This is a genomic window from Neolewinella aurantiaca (genome assembly GCF_008014675.1).
GTDB lineage: Bacteria > Bacteroidota > Bacteroidia > Chitinophagales > Saprospiraceae > Neolewinella > Neolewinella aurantiaca.
In genome coordinates this window covers 187598-204225 of sequence record NZ_VOXD01000006.1, presented here as the reverse complement: position 1 = coordinate 204225, position 16628 = coordinate 187598, and the positions used below count along the sequence as shown (strand labels likewise).

The window sequence follows — 16628 nt, the reverse complement described above, 5'->3', positions numbered from 1 at the left end:
AACCGAGCCAAGCCTAGAGGTTCACTACTACATTACCAGCCTTGATAGCTCTGTGGAGGACTTGGCGAGTAAAGTTCGCGGACACTGGAGCATAGAGAATCGACTTCATTGGATACTAGACGTTACTTTCGGAGAGGATGCGAATAGAGCGCGGACAGCAAATCTGGCATCCAATTGTAGTTTAATCCGGAAAATGAGTATCAATTTACACGCTGATGGACCCAGTAAAGCTGGTGTTAAGCATAAACGAATGCGAGCGATGTGGTCCGATAAGGCCCGTGATAAAGTTTTTCTAGATAGTATGCGTTAGCCCTGCCCTCGGTCCCTCTCCTCGGGAGAGGGATGACTTATCGATAATGTTTTACCCAGAGAAAGTGATCTTACTTAAGATGATGTTTATTAGACCGTACTTATTAACCGTCCATCGTTACATGTAGAACCTCGTTTCCCCGAATTGAGAAGGTAAACCAGTGGTGAAAATTCTTATTCTCGTAGTAAGTGATTTCCCATTCGAACGGTTCCTTAACACAGGTAGGTAAAGCCATGAACTTAAGCTTATAATCTTGATCAAAGTCATCAACCTCATTCTCCAATTCCATTTCACGCTTGATAGCAGCGGTAAATAGCTCTCGGAAAATTGAGTAGTTTTCGTCAAAGTCCTTAAAGAACTCTATTTGCTTTTGCCTTTGAGGTGTTATCACCTTCGGCAAATGAAAACCAACGCTTAATTGAACAGATTCTACCTCCTTTTCGCCCTCGAATGAATCCCCGGCGTCTTTAAGTATCCCCAAAAGGGATGTTGTATCGTTACGGTTACTCCGAAGAAAAAAACTAAGAGCCTTTCTAAGAGCGACTTTCTACTTTTCGTTTCAAATTATGATAACGCTCAAAGTTTCACGATCGGAGAACGTTCCATCCGCTCGCTCACGGAGTGAGCTTCGTCCGGGTTAGCGGCCGAGGTGCACCAACAAAACCGAGACATCCGCCGGAGAAACTCCGGAGATACGGCTTGCCTGACCGATGGTACGTGGCTTGAGCTCCGACAACTTTTGGCGGGCTTCCATACTCAGGCTGCTGATTGCGTGGTAGTCAAAATCGGAGTGCAGCTTGATGCCTTCCAGCCGGCTCATTTTATCGACCGCCGCTTTTTCGCGTTCGATGTAACCTTCGTACTTCAGGGTTACTTCGGCCAGGTTGATCGTTTCGGCGTCGTAAGCCGCGATGAAGTCGTTCAACGCAGGCACGGCCTCGGCCAGAGCTGGCAGGGAAATACCCGGTCGGGTGAGTACTGTGAGCAGTTTCACGCCCTGCTTTAGTGGTGTATTGCCCGTACGCTCCAGAAAGTCGTTGAGCTGGTCTGGCGTAACGCTGTGGTTCTTGAGTTCACGGTGAATAGCGTCTACGGCAGATTTCTTTTCTTCTACCCGTGCCATGCGGCCTTCCATATTCCGAACTCCGAGCTTGGCGGCGATGGGGCTCAGGCGCAGGTCTGCGTCGTCCTGGCGCAGCAGTATCCGGTATTCCGCCCGGCTGGTAAACATCCGGTACGGCTCCTTAGTGCCCTTATTGATGAGATCGTCGATCAGCACGCCGATGTAAGCTTCGCTGCGCTTCAGGATGAGCGGGTCACGCTCCTGTACGGCAAGAGCCGCGTTCGTGCCTGCAATCAGCCCCTGACAACCGGCTTCTTCGTAGCCGGTGGTACCGTTGATTTGCCCGGCAAAGAAAAGCCGGGGCACCAACCGCGTTTCCAGCGAAGCATCTAGCTGCGTTGGCGGAAAGAAATCGTACTCGATGGCATAGCCGGGGCGGAACATCTTCGCGTTCTCGAAGCCGACGATTTTGCGCAGGGCTTTGTACTGCACGTCTTCCGGCAGGCTGGAGCTGAAACCGTTGACGTAGATTTCGCACGTGTTCCGGCCTTCGGGCTCTACGAAGAGCTGGTGGGCATCGCGACCGGCGAAGCGGTCGATCTTATCTTCGATGCTGGGGCAGTACCGCGGCCCCAGGCCGCGAATGCGACCGTTGAACATCGGGCTGCGGTCAAAACCTTCGCGCAGGGTTTCGTGCACCTCCTTGCTGGTGTAGGTGATGTGGCAAGGCATTTGATTCACCAGCGGAGGTGTATCGGTATAACTGAACTTGCCGGGGTTTTCATCGCCGGGTTGCTCTTCCATTTTAGACCAGTCCAGGCTACGACCATCGAGCCGGGCCGGGGTACCGGTTTTCATCCGTCCGGACTCGAAGCCGAGGCCTTGCAATTGAGCGGTAATACCGGTTGCGGCACGCTCGCCGGCCCGTCCGCCACCAAACTGCTTCTCGCCGATGTGAATGGTTCCGTTCAGGAACGTTCCGTTGGTAAGCACGACCGCCTTACCCGGAATTTCGATGCCGAGACCAGTGTGTACCCCGCAGGCACGGCCGTCTTTCACGACGATGCCCGTTATCATTTCCTGCCAAAAATCCACGTTGGGGTGGGCCTCGAGTTTTTCGCGCCAGTTGAGCGCGAAGGCCATGCGGTCAGACTGCGCACGGGGGCTCCACATTGCGGGGCCTTTACTTTTATTGAGGAGGCGAAACTGCACCATCGTTTCGTCGGTGATGATCCCAGAGTATCCGCCGAGCGCGTCAATCTCACGTACGATCTGCCCTTTACCCACGCCGCCCATGGCGGGGTTGCAACTCATCTGTGCGATGGTGTGCATGTTCATGGTGGCCAGCATGACCTTGGCGCCAAGGTTGGCCGCGGCAATGGCCGCTTCGCAGCCCGCATGGCCGGCGCCGACTACTATCACATCGTAGGTGGGGAACATAAGTTATTGATCTTGGTGGGATTACTAACGCTTAAATTGGGTGCAAAGTTACGGCGGGTTTTAAACTTGAGCTCACACTTGCATAGTTCGTAACTACAACAATTATTACCTTGGCAAAAAAACACCTATGCCCATTCCCAAACACGATGATATCAGGATTCCTGCCTTGGAGTTATTGAAGACAAGAGAGGAACTGAAGCTAAAAGAATTTGAAGCACCTCTGGCTGAACAATTCAGCTTAACTTCTGAAGAAGTAGCTGAGCAATATGAGTCTGGCAATGGACATATATTTTATGACCGTATATCATGGGCATTAAGTTATCTCAATATGGCCGGCTTGGTAGAAAAGCCGAGACGTGGAATTTATCGACTAAGTGAAACCGGCAAAAAGCTAATTGAGACACCTCAAAAGGTGAATCCATACATTGATAAGCAAGTAAATAAACGCAAGTCTAAGAGTTCTAAGTCAGATAAAACTACAACTCAAAAAATTGCTTTTACAGAGCCTAGTTCGGAGTTAACTCCTCAAGAAAAGTTGTATCGCTCCTTTACTGAGATTCGAAAATCTATCTATCAAGACATCCTAAGTACCATCTTAAGTAAATCTCCAATAGAATTTGAAAAGCTAGTGGTAATGCTACTGCAAGCAATGGGCTACGGAGGCGAAATCAAGAACTCCGGCTTAGTAACCAAATATTCAAATGATGGAGGTATCGATGGGATAATCAAAGAAGACATACTTGGCTTGGGTCGCATTCATATACAAGCAAAACGCTACAAGTTAGATAGTGGTGTTGGTAGAGAGGCCATTCAGAGTTTTGTCGGTGCTTTAGCAGTAGCTCAGTCAAATAAAGGCGTATTTATAACTACGTCTTATTTCACCAAAGCTGCTCTTGATTATGCAGAAAGCCTCAACGGGTCTACAACTGTTGTTCTCATCGATGGAGAAAAACTGTCACAGTATATATATGATTTTGATCTAGGGATGCAGATAGACCAAGTCATCAAAATCAAAAAACTCGACACCGACTTTTGGGACAGTATGCAGGATCGTACTGATAAGTAGCTTTCTAAAATAAGAATGTTTAACAGGGCAGATAAGTATTCCCCTTTATCGGAAAAGCTTCTCGGACGTGAGGCATAGGTAAGCAACGTTATATCAGGCTACGGCTGAAGCCGTGCCTACGGGGAAAAAGCTATTTCAAAAATCCCCTCACTGCACCCGCGGCCGCGCCCCAATAATCTTCCTGAAAACAATCAGACCGCCAGCGCTGCTGCACTGACGGTCTGATCAATTTAAACCAACGGCTCCGGATACTACCCTGGGTTCTGCGGAGCAGCGTTGGGCAGCAGGTAGGCGTGATTAGCCAGTATCTGCTCAATGTTGCTTTGCAACTCAGGGTTGTTGGAACGGCGTACTTGCTGCAGTAGCGAGCGGACAATTGCCTCGCCGCGCGCGATTTCTCCGGCGTAGCTGAGCTCGCGCCGTTCGGGAGAGAGGCTATCGTAGAAATCGAGACGATCGGCGGTGTTACGGGCCAGTTGCTCCATAATCGGTGCCACGCGATCGAACTGAGCTGCCTGGAAGTACGGCTGCAACATCAACAACGTCTGGTAATAGAAGGGGAAGTTCATGTCGGGGAACGACTGGAAGTACTTGTCTCCTACCTGAAGTGCTTTTTCGGTGTCGCCCTTCTGCATCAACTCGTTCATAGTACGAAGAATAACGAGCTGCATGGATTGAATTGCCGGTTGGTAGCTACTGGAGATATGCGTGTCGACTTTATCGAAGTTGCCCCACTTCCACTTGTTGAGTACCAGGTCAGCAGTCTTATCGGCGTCTATCGCGCCGGAGCCGATGAGGCCAAGGTTGCGATCGCCGCCGGTTCCCGGCGTCACGGTGAGTTTAAGACCGAGGCCTTCGAGGTCGACGTAGTTGTCCAGGCCGAGTAGTTTGCTACGCTGGCAGGTAACCGCCCAGTAAATCGGCCGATCGTAGAGGTTGGAGTTTATGATGTCCAGGATCGCAATTTCGTCCTTCAACAAGCGGCTGTTGTTGACGCTCACGGGGATGCGCTGGGTCGGGCTTTCGCCTTCAGCCACCAACCATGGTGCATTTGCCAGGCGGCGGGGATCGACCTGAATGCCGACGTTACAGGTATTGTACTGAGCCTCGAGGCTTGAGCCGCCGCGCAGCGGAACCGGGTTCCGGGTAGCGATCATGTCCATGAAATTAGACAAGCTGATCGGTTGGTCGCGGGCGCAGTTTCCATCCGGGTTGGCCCGGTTCAGGTACGGAACCTGGTTACGCTTGCTACCCCGGATCATGTCTTGCGTAAGCGTAAGGTTGAGCGGCGGAGAGTCGTTCATTTTGTAGCGCAGCAGATCGATGTACCAGTCTACAGCGATGAGGCTGAGGTTTACTACGCGGACATCCGGGCGGATGCCTTCCACCTCCTGAGCGTACCAGAGCGGGTAGGTATCATTATCTCCGTAAGTGAAGATGATGGCGTTCTTATCGACCGACTCCAGGAAGTTAGAGGCATAATCACGTGCACCGGTATGCTCAGCCCTGCTGTGGTCGTCCCAGTTCTGGAAGCCCATCAGCAGCGGAGCGATGAGGACTACTGCCCCGATGCCTCCGGCAACGGCGAAGCCTTTCTGGTTCATTTTGCTTTTCACCAGTTCGTAAATGGCAGGAACGGCCATTCCCATCCACATACAGAAAACGAAGAAAGATCCTACCAGTACATAATCGCGTTCACGTGGTTCGTTGGGTGGCTGGTTGGTGTAAATAATGATACCGATACCAGTGATCACGAACAGACCAAGCAGAGCGATGAACTCCTCCTTTCTTCGTCCGGCGTGCCAGAACAGTCCGATGAGGCCGAAGATGAAAGGCAGCAGGAAATAGGTATTTCTGGCGGGGTTATTCTTTGCTTCTTCCGGTAGCTCATCGAGGTTACCGAGACGTATTTCGTCGAGAGGCTTAATACCCGTCAGCCAGTTTCCGGAGCTATCGTCCCAGTCGTAATAGCCCTGTTCACCGTTCTGCCGTCCGGCAAAGTTCCACATGAAGTAGCGCCAATACATCCAGCCGAGTTGGTACCTGACCAGGAACCCGATGTTATCGGCCTGAGTGGGCCGGCCATTCGGGATTGCCTTGTTGGGGTCCAGCCCCAGCCATTGTTTGTAAAGGGCAACCCTGCCCTGAGTATTATCGTACATCCGGCTGAAGAGCATCATGTCTTTCTCGGAGTACTCAGGTGTAATTTTTGTAGTGACGCCTTCTTCGTACTTACCGTTCACGAGACCGTAGCGATCTTCAGATTCAGTAGCTACAACCGAAGCGTTGAACGTTTGGCCATAAATGAGGCTGCGCTCTCCGTACTGCTCACGGTTGAGGTAAGGCAACAGGCTCGTCACGTTGTCCGGGTTGTTCATGTTTACCGGTGTCTTCGCTCCGGCGCGGATCACAACAACACCAACTGTGCTAAAGGCAATTACCAACAAGCCGAAACCAACGAATAGCTGCTGAATGGCAGCGTTGTTGTTGCGGTGCGCGTAGCGCAAGCCGAAGAACATCACCGCGCCGAGCAGCAGTGCCGTCGGGATGGTACCCGAGTGTACGGGCAGACCGAAGTTATTCACCATCGGAATTTCAAAGAACTGCCAGATCGTAGGGATGCCCACAATCACAAAAGACTGAATGAAAACGATGATGATAACACCAGCGATAACGGATACGGCCAGTCCCAAAAAGCTGTTCTCCTTCGGGTTTTTCTTATAGTAGTAAAAGATGGCCATCGCAGGGATGGTCAGGATCGAGAGAAGGTGAACCCCGATGGAAAGCCCCGCTGAGAACAGCGCGAACAACAACCACCGATCGGCCGAAGGCACGTCTGGCTTTGTGTACCACCGGATCATCGCCCAGGCAGTAAGACAGGTAAAGAATAAGGACATCGCGTATACCTCGCCCTCCACGGCAGAAAACCATACTGAAGAGGAGAAAGCAGTCGCAAGACCAGACACCAGGCCGCTGCCAGCAACGGCAACGTTCTGACCAGAGCCCAGTTCGGCTTCTTCATCGCGGCCAACCAGGGCCATTTTGCTGAGCCGGATCGTCATCCAGGCTACGAAGGCCGCCGAAAAAGCGGTACAGATGCCCGAAGAGATGTTGACGGCGTAGGCGATCATCGCCGGATCGGTGGAAACGAGGTCTCCGAACCAGGCGAATATCCGGCCGATGACCAGGAAAAGAGGAGCTCCCGGTGGGTGAACCACCTGCATTTTGTAGGCTCCGAGTACGAACTCTCCACAGTCCCAAAGGCTACCTGTCCGCTCTGCACTAAGCAGATATACGACGGCGGCGACGGCAAAAACGAGCCAGCCGGTTAATAGATGTAAGCGATTCAATTTTCCCATGGGGTAAGCAACTTCTAAAATTATGGTCAATGGCCAATACAGGCATTAGATGGTCAAAGCCCCGCAAAGCTACCAATTTTAAGGATGATGTATAGTTAGTCAGGGTTAATGATGGTTAAGAATCAAAGCTTACAGTGTGCACCTCCGGGGTTACAGGTTGCTTTATACCGTTCATGAGTTGCCGGGCGGCAAGCCGGAAGCCTGTCTCCCCATCACTTTCCGTCGTATAATTGTAGCCGAATAAACTCTCTCTGTTATTTGCCGTTGCCTGTTTTACCGGCAACAATCCATAAATCTACTGTCCAATGTCTGAGTACACCGACCAGGTCGTCAACAACCCCGAAGAATACCGTTTTGAAGTCGTCAGTGGCGCGCTTGTCTCCAAATTGGAATACCGGCTCGGCCGCACCACCATCGCACTTGTTCATACCGAAGTCCCTGAAGAATTACAGGACCAGGGCATCGGCAGTTCCCTGGTAGTTGCTGCACTGCAGCACGCCCGCGAGAAAGGATTGAAGGTTCTTCCGTACTGCCCGTTTGTAGCAGCATACATCAGCCGACACACTGATGAGTGGCAAGACATTGTTGGGGAGGTTTGATGCTCACCGTCTTTCTTTTTGCTGCCGCTGCACAGTTTTTTTTCTGGGGAATGTTCAGCCACTACGCGTTTCCAAAACAGAGTCAGGTTCAGCCAGCAGAGACAGGTCCGTTTCCTCCCGTATCTGTCATCGTCTGCTTCCGTAACGAGGAAGAGATGATTGACAACTGTCTCGTCAGCATTCTCAAACAGGAATACCCCGGCGATTTCGAAATTGTAGCGGTAGATGACAATTCTACGGACAAGTCTGCTACCATCGTCCGCCAACTCGTCGATGAAACGGATGGTCGGGTTCGCCTCCTTCAGCCCGGCCCAACCCGGCCCGGCAAAAAAGACGCGCTTGCCTTTGGCATCAACAATGCGCGGCACGAGCACATCCTGCTTACGGATGCCGACTGCCTCACCCGTAGCCACAATTGGCTTATCCTCATGACGCGCCCCCTGCGCCAGGGCGCAGAGGTAGTTCTTGGGGTTGGCGAATATGCATACAACGGGTGGAAAATCATCGACCGGTTTCAGCGCTTCGAGGCGATGTACGTTGCGCTCAAGTACCTTAGCTTCGCGCGCTTTGGTCTCCCTTACATGGGCGTAGGCCGTAACCTGGCGTATCAAAAATCCTTCTTCCAGCGCTCCGGCGGCTTCGCCGCCCACACCGACCTTCCCGGGGGCGACGATGACCTCCTGATCGGCAACAACGCCCTGGGGCCATCCACGGTGTGTGTCACCCGTATGCATGCGCGAACCATGTCTCGTTTGTCTGGCAGTTGGCCTGTTTTTCTCAGGCAGCGCATGCGGCACCAATCGGTCGGTTTTCGGTACCGGCCGGTGCATCAGGTATTGCTGGGGCTGGTGGCGCTCAGCCACGGCTTATTTTTTCTGCTGGGCCTTTTCTTACTGTTTACCCCTCTGAGGTGGTTGGCCCTGTTCGTGTATGCCCTCCGGTTTCTTCTGGTATTAAGGGGCTTTCGAAGATCGGGATTACAGGGCGCTAACGCAGGTGCAAAAAAAGGCTACAAGGCACAGTACGAATCTGCCTGGGTGGTCGCTGTATTCGATGCACTGCTGGCTCCGTGGTACCTGATGCTGGGGCTACTGGGGACGTTACCGGCCAGGCGCTGGTAGTCTTGTTCCGGAGGGTTGATTTCGCAATTCATCCTTTTCGGATGAACAGCTTCTGCCGGCTCAGGTCTTAGCTCGATTGAGCCTCAAGACCATCATGCCTCACTCTTGCACTTACCGAGCAGTCTTTTCGCTTTACTTAATAACCACCTCCTCCAGGTAGTCCTCCCCAAACTCCTCGTTCAGTCGTTTCAGGATACCTTCCCGGTGCATCATCAGCTGGTTGCGCAATGGCGCATTGTTGACGTACACGTAGAGTTTTTTATTACGGACCATTAGGTCCCGGGTGTTGTCCGCTACATTTTTGCCAAAGAACTTCTCCCACACCAACTTCGTCCTTGCTTTGAAGTAACCAGGCTCGTTGCGCTTATTGCGGAGCAGCTTCATGAAGGCCTCCTTCAGAGGCGTGGGGTCGTTCTTGGGTGGGGGCTTTTTGTACATTCTGTTGGCAAGGTACGGAGGTTTGAGTGATCATGCGGCCAATAAATTTCTCCGGCACAAAAAACATATTATCTTGTGCTTTCCTCCACAAGGACACATCGAAATGTTGTGCCCCCCGCTTATTGAGATTCAATAGGGAGGAAAAGTGGATCCCGGATTCCTGCATTCTTCCGCCAAGCCCTCTGAATTATAATTCCCCCCGGAACTAACCTCTCTGATGTCCCCCGCCGAAATATTTAAAGGTATAGCTATCTCCCCCGCCGAACTTGACCTGATTACTGCCGAGTTCAAAGAAGTCAAGTATAAAAAAGGAGATATAATTCTGGATTTGGGCGACACCGTCAAGTACCAATACTACGTGCAAAGCGGTTGCCTGAGAACTTTCTTCATCGACGAAAAAGATAAGGAATACACCCTTCAGTTCGGGATAAAAGACTGGTGGGTCAGCGACTACACCGCTTATTTCTATTCTCGTAAAGCAATCATGACCATTGAGTGCCTTCAGGATGCCACCCTTTACCGAATGTCACGCCCGCGGCTCGAAACCCTGTGCCGTGACATTCCCGCGCTGGAAACCTTTATGCGTAAAAAAGTAGAAGGTGGATTCTCAATGCTGCAAAAGCGCGTTCTCTCCATCCTCTCCGATTCTGCGGAAGAGAGGTACCTCGCTTTTCTGGCGGATTATCCTGAAATCGAACGCATCGTGAAAAATTATCACATCGCCTCTTACCTCGGTATCACGACCGAAAGCCTCAGTCGGATCAGAAAGAAACTGGCCCGGCAATAACATCCAGTACAGAAAAACAAACTTGTTATCATAGGTCAATTTTTTTGACCGATGCCCCCCCTAATTTTGCCTGCACAATTATCCGACGGAGTTTTCTGTTGATCGATTCAGTCTCTTCCCGAGGCTGGAAACCATTTATTTAATATCCGATCACAGCATTCTTCGCTTTTACAGAACCATAAAATTTTATAAAAATGAAAAAGGTATTATTCGTACTGACCAGCCACGATCAACTTGGTGACACCGGTAAAAAAACAGGTTTCTGGGTCGAAGAATTTGCAGCCCCTTACTATTTCCTGAAAGATAAAGGAGTCGAAATTACGCTCGCTTCGCCTAAAGGAGGTCAGCCCCCTATCGATCCCAGCAGCGAAGACCCGAATAACCAGACCCCGGCAACCGTCCGCTTCTATGATGACAAAGCAACGCAGGAAGTTCTGGCCAATACGCTCAAACTATCTACTGTGAACGCAGCAGATTTCGACGCCGTATTCTACCCCGGTGGTCATGGCCCGCTTTGGGATCTCGCCGAAGACAAAGACTCTGTCGCTCTCATCGAAAACTTCTACGAGAGTGGTAAGCCGGTTAGCGCCGTATGCCACGCCCCCGCTGTTTTCCGCCACACCAAAGGCGCCGATGGCAAGCCTCTGGTATCAGGCAAAAAGGTGACAGGTTTTAGCAACACCGAAGAGGACGCGGTACAGTTGACCGACGTCGTTCCTTTCCTGGTTGAGGACATGCTGCAAGAAAACGGAGGCTCCTTCAGCAAAGGAGACGACTGGGCTTCTTACGCCGTACAGGATGGGTTACTGATAACAGGACAAAACCCCGCTTCTTCTGAGCTCGTTGCCGAGATGCTTCTTAAAGAATTGAACAATTGAACAGCTAAGTATAACTGACGCCTGCTGAACAGGCAACACGATGAACAACACTATATTTGAGTTTAATGGCCACTACAGGAAAACTGTAGTGGTCTTTTTTTTGAACCAACGAAGAGGTCCTACTCCTCTCTGGCAACTCCGTCGGCAACGAGAAAGCGCCGCCAGTCTGTTGCATTATCCACCAGGCCGGTAACCCTCTGCGGATCGGTATCGGTAATGAATACCTGACCGAAGGCCGAAGTAAGAACCAGTTCCAGAAGTTGTCGTACCCGGTCTCGATCCAGCTTATCGAATATATCGTCGAGGAGCAGAATCGGGCTGCGCCGGGTGTTTCGCTCCAACAGACGGTACTGGGCCAGTTTCAGGGAAAGAACAAACGACTTTAGTTGCCCCTGGCTCGCTACCCTGCGCAGCGGGTGGCCTTCCTGGCTGAAGATCAGATCATCGCGGTGGATGCCGCCGGTAGTGCGTTGAAGAACACGGTCTTTCTCCCGTCGGGCATCCATGAGTTCAGCCCAGGGCATCTCTAAAAGCTGGCTCTTATAAGTTACACTCACTTCTTCGCGATTGCCTGATATCGCAGCGTAAGCCTCGGTGAGCAACTCGGTGAACGGCCCGATGAAGTTCCAGCGTTTTTCGTGAATATAGGCCGCAGGCTCAGCCATCTGAAGGTCATACACTTCAAGCAATCCCGACGTATCCTTTCGTCCGTCCAGCTCTTTTAGCATCGCGTTGCGGTTGGCCAGCAGCTTGTTGTAGGCCAGAAGGTGATTGAGGTAGGCCGGGTCGGTCTGGCTCAGACTATTGTCCAGCAATCTTCGTCGGATTTCGGACCCTTCCAACACCAGTCGGCTGTCGTCCGGTACGATGATTACGACGGGGTAGCGACCGACGTGGTCGGCCAGGCGCTCGTAGGCAGCACCGTTGCGCTCGATGATTTTGCGCTTCCGCTTTTGGAGTTTCACTACGATGCGCTCGGGCGGGTCTCCTTCTTCGCCGGTACGAAACTCTCCGTCGAGGCGGCTGACGTCAAGACCGTGCTGAATGGCATACTGGTCTGGCGTACTGGCGTAGCTCTTACCCATACAGAGGTAGTAAACGGCTTCCAGCAGATTGGTTTTACCCGCACCGTTGGGGCCAACGAAGCAGTTCAGGCGGGGGCTGAGGCTTAGCTCACCACCAGCGTAGTTCTTGAATTGGGTTAATTTGAGCTTGGCAAGATGCATTGTCCGCGAAGGTAGGTAATAGTGCGTCACTGCAGTACAGTCGTCAGGAGTTAGTTGGCCGGTAATTCCCCGGCCCAACAACCCGCTCTGCACCTGCTGCCGAGCCATAAAAACATCCGGAACCAAGAATCAACTTACCTTTGCAATACCATGCCAAAACAATCTACCCGACACTCCTACAAAAGCCGGCGCGAACGCAATGATATTGCAGAACGCCGCTTTAAACAGATCCTGTTTTTCGCAGTACTGATCGGTATTCTGCTGTTGCTCCGTAACTGGCGGGAGTACTACAACTACTTCAGTACCTACTTCAACGGCCTGTAAGTGAAACTGCCATTTGATGCCCGTTGGTTGTTGCCGCTGGCCCTTCTGCTGGGTCTCGCGTTGCGCGTGCCTGGCTGGTTCACCCAGGACATAAAGGACAACTGGGTGACTTTTGAGCCCGACGAAGGGCAACACGTCCACGCCGCCACACACCGCTACAACGACCTGTACGACGGCGAAAAAGTAGGCGACTACAACGATTCACCCTGGAATGTGCGCGGCTACGGCCACCTCATCGCAACTACTGCTTACGGTTGGTACGCCCTGCAGGATAACCCGCCGTCCTGGGAAGAATTCGTGCTGCTTGGCCGTAAACTTTCGACGTTGTTTTCCTTATTACTCATCTTGTCCGTTTGGCTACTCGCAAGGGCGGGAGGTCTTTCGCCTCCCTACGCTGGCGTGGCGGCTTTGCTGATGGCGGCCTGCGATGCCAACGCGACCATCAGTCATTATTGCCTGCCAGCTGCCGGCTACGTTTTCTGGTGTTATCTGGCGCTGCTCGGGGCACTGAGGCTGGGTCATAAATCTTCGTCTTTCTCCGGCCTGGCGCTGCTTGCCCTTGGTTCGGCGGGGGCGGTTGCCTTCAAGTTCGACGTTCTTCCGTTGGCTTGGGGAGGGCTTTACCTGCTTCACCTGGCCTTTATGCGGCGGGCAATTCCGTGGTGGTACGTTCCGGTGGGGGTGGGCCTGGTACTTGCATTTGTGGGTATTTCCTGGTACGGCTGGTCTTGGGACAACATACAGTCGACCTTCAAAGGCCTAAGCAAACTCAACCGCGAGGGTGTACCGGTCGAAGATCATTTCCGTGACAACCTCATTGTCTATCCCGCGGGTGTTCTTGCGGGTGTGGGGCTGCCTGCATTCGGTTTTGCTTTGTTCGGGCTGATGCGTCTTTGGGGCTCGGCAGCAGGTGCAAAGCGTGTTGAGAAAAAAGCCTGGACCAACCGTCACTGGACCCTGCTCTACCTGACGGGCTGGATCGTTAGCGAATTTATCGTCCGCTGGTCTGTAGATACAGCCTTCATCCGGCGGGTCAATGTTTTCATGCCGGCTGTTTGCATCCTGTGCGCTTACGGACTGCATGAGCTGCGTAAACACAGCTGGCTATCGCTGGCCGTTGTCATCTATACGGTTCTGTTTGGTATCGTTGGCCAGAGTAATCACTGGTTCGATACCCGCTACGAGATGCGCGAATTCGTTAACAACGAACTACCGGAAGACGCAAAAATTGGTGTCTCGGGTTACGTAAAACTGGAAGGCCTCCGAAAGACCGACTGGTTCATGAACGGCAACTGGGATTACGCTGTGATCCACGAAACCCACTACAGTCGTTACTGGAAAAGCATGACCACCCCCTTTGGCCTCCCTGAATGCTGCGACGGCGTCTACAATTGCAAGAGCGAAAAAGAATGTGCCCGGATGCAGTCGCTTCTTTCCGGCACCGACGAGAAAGCCCGGCTGCTCAAAGCTTTCCGGCCCCGTAATTGGTTCCCCGAGCGAATCGCCTACGCTCACTTCTTCGGCTACTACGAAACCTTCCTGGGCGAAACTCTCGTTTTTGAACGAAAGGCTGGGAGTCGGGAGTCTTGAGTCAGGAGTCGGGAGTCTTGAGTCGGGGTACCACTTACTTCGCTTCGCTCGTTCGCCCCGAACGCACTACGCGGTAGCCACTCCCGACTCACGACTCCAGACTCCTAAATTCCCGACTCTCTACCTTCCTACGTACCAGGCGAACGTACGGCATTCTTCAATCGCCAGTTGGTAGAACTCGGTATCGAAGTAGACTTCTTTGAGCAGTCTGAAATAGGTGAATGGTCGCTGCCCGGGGCTTCCTGCCGCATAGTGCATATTTCGCTGACACTTGGCCGCGAAGAAAGCGGCTTCGGCTGCAGCTTCTCTGCCCGGCGCACGTTCGAGTGCGCGTTCGAAATAGTAGCTTGCCCGGTCCATGTTCATATTTTCCCGGTTACCCAGCGGGGCTTCGACGTGCGGAAACACCCAATCTGTTGTTCGCCGCTGAGCGGCGCGCAGTCCACTGCTGCCGGAGCGGAAGTAATCCCCCATCCGCCAGTTGTAGCCGTAGTAACTCATACTGTAGTGTGCCAGACCAATGTTGAAGAAATTACGGGCAGCGATGGTATCGTTCGTCGTCCGCCGTGCCTGATCTTCGAGTTCCAGCAGCCGCTCCAGCAATTCGACTTTATTGTAGCGCGTCAGGGCTGCCGATGGCCGGAACTGAACACGGTCATTGAACTGCTTACTGAAGGGAGCATACGTCCCGTAAGAATCTCTACGGGCCGAAGGGACACGCTGAAATACTTCGAGGGCGGTTTCCCATTGCCCTTTCTGGAGGTAAAAGGTTCCCAGCAAGTCGTTGATATCATCGATAGGATTTGGGCCTACCCGATCGGCGAGCAGGGCCTTGTCGAAGCGGTTGCCGAGCAGGCTATCCGCCATTGCCTGCATCTCTTTCACCGCGGTGATGTCCGGGTTTTTCTGGATGGCGTCAAAACCATACTGCAGCAACGCTGCTTTGCCCTCACGGCCGTTGGCCCGGTACACGGCTTCGAGTTTATCGTTTACCAGCGGGCGCAAGTCCGGATACTGCTCGCGCAGCTCCAGGTCGGCGAGCAGATCGAAATAGTACAGCTCGACCGAGTCGTTGATCCGGTTCAGTGCAAGGACGTTGGTTACTTCACGCAGAATACCGAGTTGCTCCGCCATCGTATCCTGCGGGCGTTCGCGGGCCAGGCGGGCAAAGGATTCCCGGGCGTAGAAATAGTCACCAGCCAGCATTTCCAGCGTGGCTTCGGCCAGAAGCCAGAGCTTGGGGTTGGCCGATTTTTTCTCGACAACTACTTTATTCACAAAAGCCTGCAGCTCTACCAGCCGTGCGGTTGCGTTGCTACGGGGCCGATTATTGTTGCGCTTGTTTTCCTTAGCAAAAGGGTTGAAATCTTCGCCCAGCAGGTCTTTTTCCAGTTCCAACAATTCCCGCATCACGAGTGGCTCCAGGGCGGTATTGGCAGGCTCCAGTTCATAGATGGTCCTGAGTTCTTCCAATACTACGGCGCGTTGGTTCTGAGCGCGCATCACGTGCAGCATCGCACGCTCATGATCGTTGGCACAAAGGTTACTTGCGGCCTGCCACTGGGCGTCGGTTTTGATTTTGAAACTGGCATAAGCGCTTTCCCTTTTACTAGGGCATCGTTCAAAAATCCGGCTGAAGATGTAGGCGCTGGTCGCGTAATCTCCTTTTGCCTGTAGTGCACCGGCACGGTGCCCTTCGATCCAATCGTAAATCAGGCTGGAGTTCGCCTCAATTTTAGGCATCAGATAGTCGTAGAGCTTCAGGACATAGTCGTATTCTCCGAGGTAATGCGCCAGACGAAGCAACTGGTAAGCATAGCGCAAGCGGACATAGTGACTCTCGGTAGACTTAAAAATATCAAGCCCCTCATCGATCAGCCGCTCCATCGCTACACGATCAGTCTGCGGTTTTTTGAACCCGGTACCCCGGCTGGTTACGTAAGGCTCGGCCCGCTTGGCGAATAAGAGATAGGTGATCACCTCGGTGCATTTATAATCGACCAGGTGGCGGGCAAAAGAATTGTTGCGCAGGTTGGCTTTCAGGCCCGAAGAAGTTGCGTCTTTTCTGTCCAGCAACCGTAACAGATCGCGCAGTTGCGTGGTGGTATTGCCGTAGATCAGGCTTTCCAGATCAGCAATTTCCACCTGCTCGCAGTAGCGTTCGTACCATTCGTTCAGGTTATCGTTTTTACGGGCCTCGCGTTCCAGTTTTTCGGGATCACCGTAACGACTGGTAAAGGCCCGGTAAAACGGGCCAAGCCGACTGTCGTACTCCAGTACGTCCGGATTCAAAAACTGATAGCCTCTGAAGGCGGGGGTGCAGTCGGCTTTTGCCAGAACCGGTAACAGAAGAGCGATAAATAATTGTAATAATCTGGGCATTGGCGCAAGATAGTTATTGTCTTATGATCCAGGGCCGGAGGTCCG

At 52.5% G+C, this 16628-nt stretch carries 14 protein-coding genes; 8 read left to right on the top strand and 6 right to left on the bottom strand.

What is annotated here, in order from left to right; genetic code table 11:
* A partial coding sequence (locus FUA23_RS23075; protein WP_147929832.1) for an ISAs1 family transposase occupies positions 1 to 310 on the top strand: 310 nt, incomplete at its 5' end.
* A gap of 103 nt (positions 311 to 413) precedes the next feature.
* Here the strand turns inward: FUA23_RS23075 and FUA23_RS06070 are convergent.
* Together FUA23_RS06070 and mnmG are read right to left on the bottom strand one after the other, a co-directional pair.
* Positions 414 to 791 (bottom strand): hypothetical protein, encoded by a 378-nt coding sequence (locus tag FUA23_RS06070; protein ID WP_147929831.1) that lies wholly within the window; start codon positions 789 to 791, stop codon positions 414 to 416.
* Positions 792 to 947: 156 nt separating this feature from the next.
* Positions 948 to 2813, bottom strand: a complete 1866-nt coding sequence (mnmG, locus tag FUA23_RS06065) for a tRNA uridine-5-carboxymethylaminomethyl(34) synthesis enzyme MnmG (RefSeq protein ID WP_147929830.1) — start codon at positions 2811 to 2813, stop codon at positions 948 to 950.
* A 127-nt stretch (positions 2814 to 2940) separates the two neighbouring features.
* Between mnmG and FUA23_RS06060 the strand changes: the two genes are divergently transcribed.
* Entirely contained in the window at positions 2941 to 3879 is a 939-nt protein-coding gene (locus tag FUA23_RS06060) for a restriction endonuclease (RefSeq protein WP_147929829.1), read from the top strand.
* Between the two features lie 251 nt (positions 3880 to 4130).
* Here FUA23_RS06060 and FUA23_RS06055 read toward each other — a convergent pair whose 3' ends face one another.
* Entirely contained in the window at positions 4131 to 7238 is a 3108-nt protein-coding gene (locus FUA23_RS06055; RefSeq protein ID WP_147929828.1) for a glycosyltransferase family 117 protein, read from the bottom strand.
* 305 nt (positions 7239 to 7543) lie between these two features.
* Here FUA23_RS06055 and FUA23_RS06050 point away from each other — a divergent pair, with 305 nt between their 5' ends.
* Entirely contained in the window at positions 7544 to 7837 is a 294-nt protein-coding gene (locus FUA23_RS06050; protein WP_147929827.1) for a GNAT family N-acetyltransferase, read from the top strand.
* Positions 7810 to 8958, top strand: a complete 1149-nt coding sequence (locus tag FUA23_RS06045; RefSeq protein WP_187270909.1) for a glycosyltransferase — start codon at positions 7810 to 7812, stop codon at positions 8956 to 8958. The genes FUA23_RS06050 and FUA23_RS06045 overlap by 28 nt, the downstream gene beginning before the upstream one ends.
* Positions 8959 to 9090: 132 nt before the next feature.
* On the opposite strand, the gene FUA23_RS06040 is transcribed toward FUA23_RS06045, so the two are convergent.
* Complete coding sequence (locus tag FUA23_RS06040) at positions 9091 to 9396, bottom strand: DUF721 domain-containing protein (RefSeq protein ID WP_147929825.1); 306 nt, start codon at positions 9394 to 9396, stop codon at positions 9091 to 9093.
* A 217-nt stretch (positions 9397 to 9613) separates the two neighbouring features.
* On the opposite strand from FUA23_RS06040, the gene FUA23_RS06035 reads away from it, so the two are divergent.
* Both FUA23_RS06035 and FUA23_RS06030 read left to right on the top strand, forming a co-directional pair.
* A complete protein-coding gene (locus FUA23_RS06035) occupies positions 9614 to 10183 on the top strand; it encodes a Crp/Fnr family transcriptional regulator (protein ID WP_147929824.1) in 570 nt (189 codons plus the stop codon).
* A 194-nt stretch (positions 10184 to 10377) separates the two neighbouring features.
* The gene (locus FUA23_RS06030) at positions 10378 to 11061 is read left to right on the top strand and encodes a type 1 glutamine amidotransferase domain-containing protein (protein WP_147929823.1); all 684 of its coding nucleotides are present in this window, start codon (positions 10378 to 10380) and stop codon (positions 11059 to 11061) included.
* Between the two features lie 119 nt (positions 11062 to 11180).
* Here the strand turns inward: FUA23_RS06030 and recF are convergent, their stop codons facing one another.
* The gene (gene recF, locus FUA23_RS06025) at positions 11181 to 12287 is read right to left on the bottom strand and encodes a DNA replication/repair protein RecF (protein WP_147929822.1); all 1107 of its coding nucleotides are present in this window, start codon (positions 12285 to 12287) and stop codon (positions 11181 to 11183) included.
* Between the two features lie 150 nt (positions 12288 to 12437).
* On the opposite strand from recF, the gene FUA23_RS22240 reads away from it, so the two are divergent.
* Positions 12438 to 12611 carry a hypothetical protein gene (locus tag FUA23_RS22240; RefSeq protein ID WP_187270908.1) on the top strand — a complete coding sequence of 58 codons (174 nt, stop codon included), beginning with the start codon at positions 12438 to 12440 and terminating at the stop codon, positions 12609 to 12611.
* Positions 12612 to 14201 carry a hypothetical protein gene (locus tag FUA23_RS06020; protein ID WP_147929821.1) on the top strand — a complete coding sequence of 530 codons (1590 nt, stop codon included), beginning with the start codon at positions 12612 to 12614 and terminating at the stop codon, positions 14199 to 14201.
* 120 nt (positions 14202 to 14321) lie between these two features.
* Here FUA23_RS06020 and FUA23_RS06015 read toward each other — a convergent pair whose 3' ends face one another.
* Positions 14322 to 16583, bottom strand: a complete 2262-nt coding sequence (locus tag FUA23_RS06015; RefSeq protein ID WP_147929820.1) for a hypothetical protein — start codon at positions 16581 to 16583, stop codon at positions 14322 to 14324.
* Positions 16584 to 16628 lie beyond the last annotated feature (45 nt).